Source organism: Paenibacillus intestini (assembly GCF_030803945.1).
Lineage (GTDB): Bacteria > Bacillota > Bacilli > Paenibacillales > Paenibacillaceae > Paenibacillus > Paenibacillus polysaccharolyticus.
The window spans coordinates 501,489-515,794 of sequence record NZ_JAURUN010000002.1 but is presented as its reverse complement, the minus strand read 5'-3'; the positions used below and the strand labels follow the sequence as shown (position 1 = coordinate 515,794).

The following is a 14,306-nucleotide window of genomic DNA, read 5'->3' as shown; positions in this document are numbered from 1 at the left end:
ACGGGAGGAGCAGGAGTACAATGGTCAACGTTTGTCGTACAAGTCAGGATTTATCAGGACAGTGGAAGATACAACATTACGAGGTTGAAGAAAAGCGAGCAATGGATGTTGCCGCTGCAGCGCTGGATGACCGATTCTGGATCGGGGCAACCGTGCCTGGTGATGTTCATGGGGCACTTGCAGAGCGCGGCATTATAGATCCGATTTATTTTGGACATAACGATGTCAAGAGTCGCTGGATCGAGAAGAAGGAGTGGTGGTATCGCACCACCTTTAATTTGGACGCGGGTGCATCTTCCGAGGAACGTATTGAACTTGTGCTTGAAGGCTTGGACACGTTTGCAACGGTATATGTCAATGGACATGAGGTTGGAAAAACCGCTAATATGCTGATGTCTCATACATTGGATGTGACCCGTCTGGTGCGAAGCGGCTGGAATGCGATTGCGGTACGCTTTGACCCGCTTCATCTTCATCATCGTGAGAAGGAGACGTTTGACTGGTCTTCGTATACGAAAGAACGCCCGTGGCTGCGTAAAGCGGCTATGAATTTTGGCTGGGACTGGGGGCCACGCATCGTTACGGTAGGGATCTGGGGAGCGGTCCGTCTGGAGCGAAGCACGATTGCCAAACTGCAACATGTGTATGCCCGAAACAACGCCGTAAGCAAGGAACAGGCTCAAGTACAAGTCACTGCAGAGGTTCAATCTGTTTTATCTTTGCGTAGCAAGCAAGAACGGACACAGCCAGTTGTGACCACTTGTGATATCCGTCTTCTGGATCAGCAAGGAGAGGTTGTAGCCAGCGCTATTTCTTTGCCTGTAAAACAGGGGAAAGCAGATGTAACGTTAGATGTGGCTCATCCCTGCTTATGGTGGACTCATGATCTGGGGGAACCCTATCTGTACACACTTGAAGTTACGCTGTATGCAGATGATATAGCAGTGGATCGGTACTGTCAGTCATATGGCATACGGACGATTGAGCTAGCTTTGCATAATGAGCAGGGAGAGAGCCGGTTTGCTTTTATCCTGAACGGGGTCAAAATCTACGCCAAGGGAGCAAACTGGATACCTGCCGATCAGCTGATTGGAATGATTCCGAATTCGCGGTACCGCGAGCTTGTGGAACTGTCCGTTGAAGCACATATGAACATGCTGCGTGTGTGGGCAGGCGGCATCTATGAGAAAGAAGTCTTTTACGACGAATGTGATCGGCAAGGGGTACTTGTCTGGCAGGATTTTGCCTTTGCCAACGCTTTATTTCCGGATTTCAATCGTGACTTCATGCAAAATGTACAGCAAGAGGTCGAGAATAACGTACTTCGTTTACGTAACCGGGCTTCGCTAGCGATCTGGTGTGGCAACAATGAAATCGACTGGCTGTATGACATGAAAACAGCTAGCGGTGATATCGCAAGTCCGTTCTACGGCGAACAGATTTACCACAAACTGATTCCTGAGGCGTTGGAGCGGCTTGATCCGTCCAGGCCGTACTGGCCTTCTTCACCTTATGGCGCAGATCATGGACAGGATGCGAATGACCCGGATACCGGAGATCGGCACAACTGGCAAGTGTGGCACGGTTCTGTATACCCGAGGAAACAGGGAGAAGTACCTGTGCTGGACTATAGCATTGAAGGGGTCACGTTCAAAAATTATAAAAAGGATCAAGCACTGTTCAGCAGTGAATTTGGCATGCATGCTTCAGCTAATCGGTATACGCTGGAGAAAAATATACCTGCCGGCCAGTTTTACTGGGGGAGTCCCGAAATGGCCTATCGTAATAAGGATACGAATCATCAGAAAGGTATTTTGCTAATGGAAGGGTACACGGGCATTCCACAAAATGTAGAGGATTACATGAACTTCTCCATGTTGACCCAGGCAGAGGGGCTACGCTATGGGATAGAACATTTCAGGCGAATCAATGACCGTAACAGCGGTGCGCTGGTATGGCAGCTGAATGATAGCTGGCCGGGAACAAGCTGGTCGATGATCGATTATGAACTGCTGCCGAAGGCTTCCTTTTATTATGCCAAAACGTTCTTTCATCCTGTACTATTGTCGCTCGAGCATGAGCCAGGACATTCGCTTAACGTATGGGTAGTTAATGATACACAGGATGAAGTGGGAGGACAACTTCGACTGAATGTTTATGGTTTGACTGGAGAGCGACTGTACACTTCAGCATATGGAGTGAAGGTACCCGCTCAGTCATCTATGCAGATCACAGCTTTAGAGGAAGCCGAAGTGCTTGGAACCAAACGGGCGGAAGAAGTGATGGTGGAATTGCAAGCCGAAGGGTTTGTTGCACCCATGAATCGTTACTTTTTGCGTGATCCCAAAGATGTGATGTTACCGCACTCACGGCTCAGCGTTCATGTAAACGAGGAAGAACAATCCGTAACCGTTAATGCGAGTGTCGCCATTGCACGTATGGTGAAGCTGGAGTTGCCGGTTGGCCGGGTTCGATTCAGTGATAACTATTTTGATCTATTGCCAGGAGAGAGCCGCACAGTAACGCTACAGCATCCAGAGATGCAAGCTTTACCACTTAAAGAGCTGCGAGTAAGTGCGATGAATGCAAGCGAGGCTTGATTTAACCTCCAAAAACCTCCATTGGCGTGGAGGTTTTTTAGATTGAACGGAAAAATATATCACGAAAAAAGAAATCCGCTGATGTTGTGTATTCATGGATTCGCAATCAGCGAAAGGATTCATACCGTTGCTGAAAAGAGGACTCCATGTGCACTTGACGTGCTAGTTGTTGCTGTACTTTGGAGCCACGAATGACCTGCAGTTGCTGTAGCACATCGGAAGATGTGAAATCATTCTGTGCCATCTGCATAAGCAGTTCGGCAAGAACATCGGCATCCTCAAGCGCAGCATTCAAGCCAAATGCTCCTGTAGGTGTCATCGTATGAGCAGCATCGCCAATGAGTACGACATTATCCTCCGCCCACTTGGAGCTATAACTGCTCTCTACAGACAGTAGCACAAAGTCACTCCAGTCCTTAATATGCGCAGCGACAGAATCCGCAAGACAGGGGAAAGCTGCTACCAGCTTGCCTACAAAAGGAGCAAAGGGTTGTTCACGCAACTTAGCATATCCTCCTTCGGGAATGTTCCATCCAATCTGTACATAACCGCCGTATTGTGAAAATAACGCGAGTTGTTGCCCATCCATACTTGCCATACGAACGGCAGGTTCCCATCCTGGTGGGGCAGGAATACGAGCCCATAACAGATCGTAGCCGTGTTTGCGAATCTCGGGTGCAAGGCCGGCATGTTTGCGCACCGCCGAATATCTACCGTCAGCTCCAATAACGACAGATGCTCTAATGGAGGCAGGAACACCATTTTGACGCACGTTAATGCCAACAACATGACCATCTTTGTCCCGAAGCAACCCGGTCATGACTGTATTGAAGCGAACCTGATATAACGGGCTTAGCGCTTCAGTCTGGGCCGTAATCGCTTCGAGGAGATGATTTTGTGGTACGTGAACGCCAACATGATGCTCCCCTTTGCTTGGATCGGGGTTAATGGTATGGATGATGTTTCCTTCTTCCCAATATTGAATCTGCTCTAGATGCAACAAGCCCTGCTCTTGAATATGGGAATATAATCCGTGTTTGTTCAAAATAGCTTCGCCATCTGCATTCAGCAGTTCTCCACGGAATGATTTATGCAGATGAGGCTGTCGCTCAATGAGTAATGTAGAGATACCTTTCTGGTTAAGCAAATATGAAAGCAAGGCGCCTCCGGGCCCTGCCCCGACAATGCAGACATCCGTGTAGAGTGTATCGTTTGTCTGAGATTTCATCAATTTCATGTACATTATTCCCTTGCTATATAGTAGTGAAAATCTAGTAGTGGACGGAAGTTTACTTTATGATAACAGATTTATTTAAATCATTAAGTAACTAAAAGTAACTTAGTGGATATACGTTATTATAAACAAAGTGTTCTTTATATACAATAGGCCAAATTCAAATTTTTTATCAACATAAAGGGACGCAACCATTTTGCTCACTAGGCAATCTTTTTTTTCACAACCAAATGTGTGTAAATATGTTACAATATAAGGCAGGTTACAATGAAAGGCAGGAGGAACGGATATGAGCCCGAATACGGAGCGAAACTCGCAATTGGCAAACGTTGATCAATTGTTGGAGGCCTTCTTCAGATATAAAAATAAAGTATTGGATCAACAGCAAAAGTCAGAAACAAACTGCAAGCTGAATCCAACAAAAAGCCATATATTGGGCATGATTTTACGTGAAAAACGCTGCATGGCAGTTGATGTTGCGCGTCAGCTTAGTCTGTCCTCTGGAGCTACGACGATTGTACTTAATCAACTTGAAAGCGAAAATTTGATTCAACGTGAACGCAGCGAGGAAGATCGCAGAATCGTCTGGCTGTCCTTAACGGATGAGGGAGAGCAATTAGCCAGAACGTTGAATGCTAATCGTGGCCGCATGACATGGGAGCTGTTACAAGCGCTTACGGAGGAAGAACAGCAGTTAATGCTGGGCATGCTCAAAAAAATAGAAATGAAGCTGCTGGAAAATATGAAATCTTTCGAGCAGACCTATCGTTAATGCATATGACACCTGAAGACGTCAGTCCTCATGCATTCGTACCCGGTACCGGGTATGAATATGTGAAGACTGGCGTTTTGCGTGTTATAACAGAGCTATAGATGAAAGCGAGATACATGATCGTTCAAGCCTTCCTGTATAAGAATATCTTTTTGCCGGCTGCCCATTAAGTCAAAATGAGGGAAGGGCTGTCTTCGGTGAATATAACGCGGGTCTAACCCGTGTTCACGACACCATTGTTCCAGGCGATCAAGGTCTGCACAGCCTACTTTGGTGACACTGGTTATGCCGGGAAATCTGGAATCGATCCAGAAATGAGTGAGATAGGCGATTTCACCGCGAGCGACTCGTTCTTTCCAAGCTGTAAGTTCTTGCCGTTTAATCCCAAAAGCCATAGTTGAACGTTCCTTTCCGACTGAGTATGTCCTTAACATATTGTACATCTTATATATGAACTCAATCAAAATGTTTCGGCACGATGTGTATCAGCATGATTGAAGTGGGTAAATGAATATGAAAACTTTGTTATAAACATCAATGCTTTTGTTAAAATAAAACGATTCATGACTTATATAGCGGAAAGGGTTGTCATCATGGAACTATTCATTGCGGTACTTGCACTCCTCGGACTGATCGGTCTATCTAACGTGTTGAACCGGTTTGTCCCTTTTATTCCCGTTCCGCTTATTCAGATTGCACTGGGAGTAGCTGTAGCTCTGCTACCAGCAGGTGTACATCTACCATTGAATCCGGAATTGTTTTTTGTGCTATTTATTGCGCCCTTATTGTATAACGATGGAAAAAGAACGCCAAGGAACGAACTATGGAATCTGCGAGCACCGATTCTTTTGCTTGCACTGGGACTGGTATTTGTTACGGTTGCTGTTGCCGGATATGCCATACACTGGCTGATTCCGACCATTCCACTTCCTGCCGCATTTGCGCTTGCGGCCATTCTTTCTCCGACAGATGCAGTTGCTGTAGGTGCCATGGCCGGACGTGTACATCTGCCCAAAAGTATACATAGACTTCTTGAAGGAGAAGCATTAATGAATGATGCTTCGGGCCTGGTTGCATTTAAATTTGCTATCGCAGCTACGGTTACGGGTGTTTTCTCACTCACTCAAGCCACATTCAGTTTCATTATCATTGCCGTAGGAGGTCTGCTTGCTGGTGCGCTCATGTCTTTTTTGTTTATTCGGCTCGGGGTATGGATTCGCAGACTGGGCATGGAAGATGTAACGATTCATATGTTGCTTCAGATTCTGACTCCATTCGTCATCTACCTCTTGAGTGAAGAAATCGGGGTCTCCGGCATTCTGGCCGTGGTTGCAGGCGGGATCATTCATGCGATTGAGCGTGACCGGGCAGAATCGGTTCAGATTAAGATGCAAGTGGTGTCTGCGAGCACTTGGTCTGTTATTTTATTTATATTGAATGGTCTGGTGTTTGTCATTCTCGGCGTGCAGGTTCCCGATGTGCTTAGTAAGATCTTTGTTAACGTATCATTCAATAACTTCGAGGTGCTGGGTTATGTACTGATCATCTCCGTTCTACTTGTGTTGTTACGTTTCTTGTGGATTTATCTGTTCTGGCAAGTCAATGAATGGCTACGTGCGAAGTCCGCTATTGGCAAACCACGCTTCAAGGAGATTACTATTCTCTCTCTATCGGGAGTAAGAGGTGCAGTGACACTGGCTGGAGCATTTTCGATTCCATTTGTGCTTCAGGACGGGTCGCCTTTTCCCGAACGTGATTTAATTATTTTTCTGGCGGCTGGTGTTATTTTGTTCTCTCTGATTGCGGCGAGCGCGTTGTTACCTGTGTTAGCCGAGGAAGAGGGGAAATCCTCCGATGAAAATACACCTCAGAAATCTGAACGCAGAGCACAGGACATTATGCTGAATGCCGCTATTCGAGCAGTCAAGTCTGAAATGAACGATGAAAATAAAGCTGCCGCACTGGCCGTTGTGTCTGACCTGTCCAAATATATTAAACAGGCGACAGGGCAGTTTACAGCAGATAATCGTAAAGCAATGCAGAAGCAGGAAACAGCGATCAATCTAATTGCTACCCGGGCTGAGCGCAAAGAGATTGAAGTGATGATGGATGAAAATGCCCTTGGGCCTGAAGCGGCTTTCAAATGTGATAACTGGCTGGATCGTAAGGAGATGATGCTCTCCAACCGGACGAACACTCAACTGCTGGCGTCGCTCAATGAGATTGGACGAATGCTGGGTCAACTGTTCACCAACCGTTCCAGCAAACCAGATCAGCCCTTTATGCTTGAAAATGCCGAACTGTTCCGCAAGGTGAAGCTACGCACCTCTCAGGCAGCAATCAAAGCCATCCGGGCACATATGAATGACTCCAATCGTGTGGCGGCTCTCGCGGTTATTTCCAAATATGAACGGGTGATCGCAAAGTTACGTGCGTGGAATCAGGATAAGACGACGGAAGATCCGTTCAATCAGGATAAACTGGAACTTCAGATGGTAGCTATTCAGGAGCAACGCAATACAATACAACAGCTGTATGAGAACGGAGAGATTACACGCGATGTTGCAGCCAGATTACGTCGTTATATCAATGATGTAGAGGCAACAGCTCTTAAAAACGATTAATGGATTATTCATGAGTTCGCATGAATCGGGCAATGCTAACGTAGAGTTTGACGTATGAAATTCAAAGTGAGGATATGACATGAACCTGAAAGCTACCCGATTCATCGCATTGTTCGTACTGACTGGAACAATCCTTGGCAGTTCGACAAGTTGGGCGTATGCCAAGCCAGTGCAGAAGAACCGTCAGTATTATGAAGAACGGGGAGAGATCGTATGGGAAGTCCCCACGCAGGACAAACTGATCGCTCTGACTTTTGATGATGGACCAGACCCTGTTCAGACACCGCAGATTTTAGCTTTGCTCAAACAGTATCATGCGAAGGGAACTTTTTTTGTACTCGGCAAATGGGCAGAGAAATTTCCTGACATCGTCATGCAGGAGCAACGTGAAGGACATGAGATCGCAAATCATACATTTGCACACACGTATGCGGTTCGTTCAACAACAGCGGACAAGTACTTGAAAGACATGCAAGAGGCAGAAGCTTCGATTGTAAATGCTGGTGCGGAGCGCCCACTGTTGTTCAGACCTCCTGGGGGGTATTATAACGATATGGTGATTCAGGCGGCGAAGCAGAAGGGCTATACGATCGTATTATGGTCTTGGCATCAGGATACTCGAGACTGGGCTCTACCTGGTGTATCAGCGATTACAAACAAAGTATTAAATAATGCTCGTAATGGAGACATCGTTTTGTTTCATGACAAAGTGGAAAGTAAATCCCATACGATTGATGCTCTTCGAATGATTTTGCCCAAACTGCAGGAACAGGGTTATCAATTTGTTACCGTATCTGAACTTCTTGCTGTGAAAGCTCGTGAAGCTTCCAAGGGCGGGGTGTCGTCCTCATTACCACGAAAGCATCCGTAGTGCAGGCGATTGAGAGCGATTGAAAGATTCATCTGTAAAATCAGCTGCACCTAGAATGCGTTGGAAAGTAAGATTTTTTAGTAAGTCTAAAGCTAATCACAGCCGCAATCAAGCTGAACCAATGATGCTTTGCGGCTGTTTGTCGTGAAGTTATTCATTGAATCTCGGTTTGGCGGGTATGCTGCAAATTGATTGGAAATAAGTCCTAGGCTTTTGTTTTACAATCGAAACGTCTACAATAGATAAAGTCTTTATATCAGACAGTATTATGTTAATAGAGAAGGTGAACAAGTTGAATGGACAAAAGAGAGCTGACATCAGACCTGGTTTAGAGGTGGATATCGTACTGAAACAGGATCAATCCAGTGGCAAACTCACGAGAGGAATCGTCAAGGATCTGTTAACCAAGTCTCCTTCACATCCTCATGGAATCAAGGTGAGATTGACAAACGGTCAAGTGGGGCGAGTGAAACAAGTAATTTCTGCAGGAAATCATCCGCAATGAGTGTGAACGGGAGGCTGGATACAACCGAAAAAGTAATGGCGCACCTGTCGGTTGGCAATCAACAGCAACAAGATGCTTACCGTGTGTTGCAGGAGAGCGGACTACTTTTCATGCTTTCTACCCACGCTGCGTTCCCTGCGGGGACGGTACCGATTGACGTGCATCTTCCTGATAGTGATCTGGACATCCTGTGTTATTCAGAAGATCTGAACGCTTTCCAAGTTAAGATGACTAGGCAACTAGAGAGCATTGCGGTGAACGGAAGGACAGAGTGGACGTTCGGAGATCATGCCTTAGGTCAGAACGTATATGTCACATGTAAACTGAGCTTGGGATTATGGCCTGTTGAAATATTTGCCCAAGCAATTCCTGTCGATCAGCAGAATGCCTACTTACATATGCAGGTCGAATGGAGTTTGTTGCAGTTATGGGGAGAGGTAGGGCAACGCGAGATCCGCAGACTTAAGCAAGCAGGGTGGAAAACAGAGCCTGCCTTCGCCCATGTCCTAGGGTTAGAGGGTGATCCTTACATAGCAATGAGAGATCTAGCCAGCCTGCAGAAACCGGAGCTGTGGGACTTTGCCAATTCACGCGTCACATTTAAATGAGAAAGATCGCTACAATTGTAGTTACCGTTAATCCGATGATAACCGGTTTCAGATTACGCCTCGCAAGTTCAAACGGGCTGACCCCGCAAATTGCGGCAGCCGGAATTAATGCCCACGGAATCAACGTTCCGCCGCCAACCCAGATTGCGGCTACCTGGCCCAGTGCGGTAAGTACCGGAGCCGAGTTTGTCGTACCTGCAAACATGGCAGCAATGGAACCTACGAGGGAAATTCCCGAAAAACCAGAGCCATCCAGACCGGTTACAGCTCCAGTGACGGTCATCGTAATCGCCCCGACGGTTCCATTCATTGGCACAATCCCCGCAAATGCAACGCCAAGATCATTGACGATCCCGTGTGACCCTTCAGGAAGTGGATTCATAAATAACTCCGTTATAGCAGCATCCCCGAGATAAAAGAATGCGGCAATCGGAATGACCGGACCAAATACTTTGAATCCGAACTGGAATCCTTCGATAAGATAATTAGTAGTTTCCTCTGAACCGTTATGGCGGTGTGCGGCAATGGAAACAGCAATCAGAATAACGACGGCGGTTCCCCCGATTAGTGCCGTTGCATCCCCGCCCTGAAGGTTCAGCACAAACATCAGTACGACATCCAGTGCGAATAACAACGGAATGAGTATAGCAAATATTTTTCTCAGACGAAGAGGCAATGTGGTAACTGGTGCAGACTCATTTGGTTCTGACTGTGACTCAGACGCCGGCTGCTGTCGTGGAGCAAACTCCTGTTCCTTCCATTTGGGGGTCTTCATTTCTTTGCGAAGCATCCAAAAGGCGGTAAGAGTAGATATCGTGCCCATGACAACGACGAGAGGAACACTCGCAACCATTACTGACGTAACTGGAATACCTGCTGCGTCTGCAGTAAGTTTGGGAGCACCTTGGATAATGTAATCCCCTGACAAGGCAATGCCATGCCCAAACAGGTTCATTGCAATGGCGGCTCCAATCGGAGGTAAACCTACGCGAACCGCTACCGGCAAAAGTACTGCTCCAATCAAGGCTACTGCAGGAGATGGCCAAAAAAATAAAGATACGACCATCATGATAAGTCCAATGCCCCAGTATGCAGCTTGAGGCGTGCGAATAAATCGGGTGAGCGGTGTGACCATGATTTCATTAATACCTGTGCGGATCAGAACACGGCTCATCGCTACGATAATTGAGATGATAAAGATTGTACTTAACAATTCCTTCGTTGCATAGATAAAACTGTTAAAAACCCCGGTGACGGAGCCACTTAATGTTTCAGTTGCCAGCAGTCCGATGGTCATAATGCCTGCGACACAGATAATGGTTGTATCTTTGCGCCGAACCATGACAGCGATAATCAGGACAATAAATGCCAAATACACATAATGCAACGGGACAAGTTGAATATTCATCATGATGACAGCCTCCTGCATCCCTGGTCATTGATCCTGGGAGTGCTATATCCTATGCATGTCAAGCCTAGGTGTTCGTGGAGATGGCAGCAGGATTTTTTTTACATCCAGAGAATTATATGAGTGAAACGAGCAAACACACGACAGGGGACTACGACTATAGCAAGTCACGATAACACACATCAGCGGGTCACCGAACCTGATAGACAACGGCAAACTGAGGTGATTACAATATACATGCCATCTTCAGGTAGAAATTAGAAAAAATTCAGCCAGCCTGAATCAAAAGGACGTTAATGTATGAACTTGATCCGTTCATTACGCTTTAAATTTATTGTGGGACTTACGTTAATCATGCTACCGCTGTTTATGCTGTTGTACTATAACAATGTGTATGCCATGAAGGTCGTACGTGATAAGGTATCCCTCACCAATATGAATCATTTGGCCAAAAACGTGGAACAAAATGAGCGTGTATTACAGGAAACCAATCGATATTTATACAGCTTGGGTGAGCGTGACCCTGATATTATCTCGCTGTTTTTTCTGGAATACGGAAGCGGAGATTACATCATTGCCAAGCAGCGAATCATGAACAAGTTTATGACCGATATCGGTTTCTATAATCTTATCGATTCTTTTTATTTGTATGATGCGGTGAATGATGACCTGTTGCTAGCAACCGCGGGCAATTATGATATTAAAAAATCGGTGGTACAGCGCAATATGCCTGCACAGATGCGGCAGCTCGAAGGGGATATCCAAAGGCCGGAATGGAGCATCGTCCGCGGAGGATCATTTAATGCACTTGTGAAAACGGTACGTATCAATCAGCAGTTCTATGCTGGCGCACTGGTCGATATGAATGCGCTGAATGACACACAACAGTTTGCTGAATCAGGTGACAGAGGTGGAGCGGTGATCGTTACACCTGATGGCAGAGCATTATCTGATTCTACGTTAAATAAGGGGCAGATCAAGCTGGTCGGCGATCATTTGACCGATTTGGAGAGTCCGTATCAGGTCATCTCGGAGCCGGATAGTACTGCTCGTCAGTATTTAATGGTGGGCATTCCCTCAGCCATGTCGGATATGAATTATATCGTCTTGTTGCCAGAGGAAGATATGATGCGTAACCTGCCGTTTTTCCAACAGATCATCAGGCTACTTCCGATCGGGGCGGCCGTTATTTTGATCACAGCACTTTTCTTCCTAAGACAGCTTCTGTTCCGTCCAATGAATGCGCTTATTCGGGGAATGAGAAGGGTTAGCCGAGGGGAACTCGATGTAACGCTGGAGGCACCGTCTTCGTCTGAACTGGAGTTTGTGACACGTAGCTTCAATCAGATGATTCAGGAAATTCAACATTTGAAGATTGATGTATATGAAGAGCAACTGCGTACGCGAGAGGCGGAGTTCAAGCAATTGCAGATGCAGATTAATCCTCACTTTTATCTGAATTCCCTGAATATTATTCATAGCCTCGCTTCCTTGCAAAAACATGAACTGGTGCAACAGATGGCTGGTCATCTGGCTGATTATTTCAGATCCAGCTTAAGGGCTGGCAAACGAGTGATCACGCTAAACGAAGAGATGGAGCACATTCGACATTATCTTGAAATTCAGAAGTTAAGGTTCCCGAGCAAGCTGGATTTTGAACTGGATATTGATCCAGAGGTGGGACATGTTGTGCTTCCGCCGCTGACAATTCAGCCTTTTGTCGAAAATGCAATTATCCATGGTTTTCAACGCAGAATGCAGTCATTTGTGATTCGGATTACCGCACGTCTGACGGAAACGTCCAGTAGTCAGGCCGAAGATGGTATGCTCCTGCTACAGATTGTGGACAACGGGGTCGGGTTCAAGCCCGTGCTACTAGAACAACTACAACGGGGAGAATATGCCAAAGATCCCGGGGGGCAACACATCGGGATATGGAATGTTGCACATCGGTTACTGGTGAAGTATGGTCCGGAGGCCGGGTTAACGTTTGAAAATAGGATAGACGGAGGCGCTGCAGTAAGCATTTATTTGCCTGCTCAGACCGAGGAGCAAGAAGGAGGAAATCATGCGGAACCTGTTGATCGTGGATGATGAAGTGTATGCCCTGCAAGCCATGCTGGAGGGAGTGGACTGGAATGCAGCCGGAATTGACCAGGTATTCGGTGCATGTGATGTGGAGGAAGCTCGGCAGGTCATCCGAACCCATGCTATCGACATTCTGATTTGCGACATCGAGATGCCTGGGGAAACCGGGCTCGACCTGCAGAGCTGGGTATTGAAGCATGACCCTGGCATTCTGACGATTTTTCTGACAGGTCATGCGCTCTTTGATTATGCCCAGACCGCCATCAAACTGAATAGTTTTGATTATCTGTTGAAACCTGCTCCCGCAGACCAACTGCTCAAAGTAGTTATAAGAGCATTGGAGAAGATTAGAGACGGAGAGCAACGCACACGAACGAACGAAGTTTACGAAACCGTATACAAACGCTGGAAAACCCATAAACCACTCCTGACGGAACGTTTCTGGAAGGACGCAGTATCTCAGCGAAGTGCACTTACTCCACAACGGCTGCAAAAACTTGCTGAACTGTACGGTGCAGAGATTGATCCCGAGGTGCGTGTACTGCCCATCGTGATCTCTGTTGAAGAGTGGGTACGTGAATTTAATCTGCGCGATGAAGAGGTACTGGAATATGCTCTACGCAATGCAGCGAGAGAAATATTACTCGGAGAGAAACCGGGTGAAGTGTTCCAAGATCACAGTGGCTTAAATATAGTGCTAGCCTATGAGCAAGATGATGTCATCCTTGCTGCTAGTGAAGCGGAGCAACGTTGTCAGCGTTACATTCAGGAGTGCGGCACATACTTCTACTGCCGGCTATCCTGTTATGTAGGTGCACCGGTAGCTGTAACCGAATTGCAAGGCATGTTGAATGAACTCATGGACATGGAGCGCCGCAACATTAAAGAGCTCGAAGAGGTTTTTGTGTATGATGAGCGGGATCGGGATCAGGAGGATCGGTTTTTGCCTATCCCGTGGTTCTCGGAGCTGTCTATCCTTTTTGAAACCGGCAAGGTAGAAGATTTGCGAGAACGTGTGGATGAAATTTTTGATTTACTTGCTGCCCAGGATGGGTTATCTCCAGAGATGTTACGGCTCTATTATCATGCGATGTTGCACGTTGTCTATCCGCTTCTGCACCAGAATAATGTGTCTATTCGCAGCTTGTATCCCGGAGAACGGGAGCCGGAAGAAGCCGTAGTCACGAGGTCATTACCGCAGTTGAAACAATGGACTCTGGATCTCATAGATCGTGTCATTCCCGTATTGTACCCGGATGATCAGAACCCGATGTCGATTGTAGATCAGTTATGTATCTATATTGAAAACCACATTGGAGAAGAACTGATGCGGGAGGAACTGGCTGCTTTTGCCGGATTTAACCCGGCATATTTGTCACGTTTGTTCCGTAAAGAAAAGGGAATGTCTCTGTCCGAGTTTATCCTTCAGCGCAGAGTGGCCATGGCGAAAACGTTGTTATCTCAATCCACCGTCAAGGTAACGGATATTGCGGGTAAGGTCGGATACTATAATTACTCTCATTTTACGAAAATGTTCAAAAAATGTACCGGCATTACACCACAGGAGTTTCGCAAACAATCCAGAACCATGTAATC

11 protein-coding genes are annotated in these 14,306 nt (G+C 46.5%); 8 read left to right on the top strand and 3 right to left on the bottom strand.

Annotated features, from left to right (window positions below):
* Nucleotides 1–20: 20 nt before the first annotated feature.
* Nucleotides 21–2,600: a beta-mannosidase gene (locus J2T16_RS07485; RefSeq protein WP_499018055.1), complete on the top strand. Its 2,580-nt coding sequence runs from the start codon at nt 21–23 to the stop codon at nt 2,598–2,600.
* A gap of 106 nt (nt 2,601–2,706) precedes the next feature.
* On the opposite strand, the gene J2T16_RS07480 is transcribed toward J2T16_RS07485, so the two are convergent.
* On the bottom strand, nt 2,707–3,837 hold the full coding sequence (locus J2T16_RS07480) for an FAD-dependent monooxygenase (protein WP_499018054.1): 1,131 nt from the start codon (nt 3,835–3,837) through the stop codon (nt 2,707–2,709).
* A gap of 286 nt (nt 3,838–4,123) precedes the next feature.
* Between J2T16_RS07480 and J2T16_RS07475 the strand changes: the two genes are divergently transcribed.
* Nucleotides 4,124–4,606, top strand: a complete 483-nt coding sequence (locus J2T16_RS07475) for a MarR family winged helix-turn-helix transcriptional regulator (protein ID WP_090924395.1) — start codon at nt 4,124–4,126, stop codon at nt 4,604–4,606.
* A gap of 95 nt (nt 4,607–4,701) precedes the next feature.
* Here the strand turns inward: J2T16_RS07475 and J2T16_RS07470 are convergent, their stop codons facing one another.
* On the bottom strand, nt 4,702–5,001 hold the full coding sequence (locus tag J2T16_RS07470) for a hypothetical protein (protein ID WP_499018052.1): 300 nt from the start codon (nt 4,999–5,001) through the stop codon (nt 4,702–4,704).
* Nucleotides 5,002–5,199: 198 nt separating this feature from the next.
* Between J2T16_RS07470 and J2T16_RS07465 the strand changes: the two genes are divergently transcribed.
* From J2T16_RS07465 to J2T16_RS07450, 4 genes are all read left to right on the top strand, one after another.
* Nucleotides 5,200–7,230, top strand: a complete 2,031-nt coding sequence (locus J2T16_RS07465) for a Na+/H+ antiporter (protein WP_499018051.1) — start codon at nt 5,200–5,202, stop codon at nt 7,228–7,230.
* A gap of 79 nt (nt 7,231–7,309) precedes the next feature.
* Entirely contained in the window at nt 7,310–8,101 is a 792-nt protein-coding gene (locus tag J2T16_RS07460) for a polysaccharide deacetylase family protein (RefSeq protein ID WP_499018050.1), read from the top strand.
* A 292-nt stretch (nt 8,102–8,393) separates the two neighbouring features.
* Nucleotides 8,394–8,606, top strand: a complete 213-nt coding sequence (locus tag J2T16_RS07455) for a YwbE family protein (protein WP_090924399.1) — start codon at nt 8,394–8,396, stop codon at nt 8,604–8,606.
* Nucleotides 8,603–9,214, top strand: a complete 612-nt coding sequence (locus J2T16_RS07450; RefSeq protein ID WP_499018049.1) for a DUF4269 domain-containing protein — start codon at nt 8,603–8,605, stop codon at nt 9,212–9,214. The genes J2T16_RS07455 and J2T16_RS07450 overlap by 4 nt, the downstream gene beginning before the upstream one ends.
* On the opposite strand, the gene J2T16_RS07445 is transcribed toward J2T16_RS07450, so the two are convergent.
* Nucleotides 9,207–10,622 carry a hypothetical protein gene (locus J2T16_RS07445; protein ID WP_221789931.1) on the bottom strand — a complete coding sequence of 472 codons (1,416 nt, stop codon included), beginning with the start codon at nt 10,620–10,622 and terminating at the stop codon, nt 9,207–9,209. The genes J2T16_RS07450 and J2T16_RS07445 overlap by 8 nt on opposite strands.
* A 300-nt stretch (nt 10,623–10,922) precedes the next feature.
* On the opposite strand from J2T16_RS07445, the gene J2T16_RS07440 reads away from it, so the two are divergent.
* Together J2T16_RS07440 and J2T16_RS07435 are read left to right on the top strand one after the other, a co-directional pair.
* On the top strand, nt 10,923–12,716 hold the full coding sequence (locus J2T16_RS07440) for a sensor histidine kinase (RefSeq protein WP_090924401.1): 1,794 nt from the start codon (nt 10,923–10,925) through the stop codon (nt 12,714–12,716).
* Nucleotides 12,691–14,304, top strand: a complete 1,614-nt coding sequence (locus tag J2T16_RS07435; protein ID WP_221789905.1) for a response regulator transcription factor — start codon at nt 12,691–12,693, stop codon at nt 14,302–14,304. The genes J2T16_RS07440 and J2T16_RS07435 overlap by 26 nt, the downstream gene beginning before the upstream one ends.
* Nucleotides 14,305–14,306: the final 2 nt, after the last annotated feature.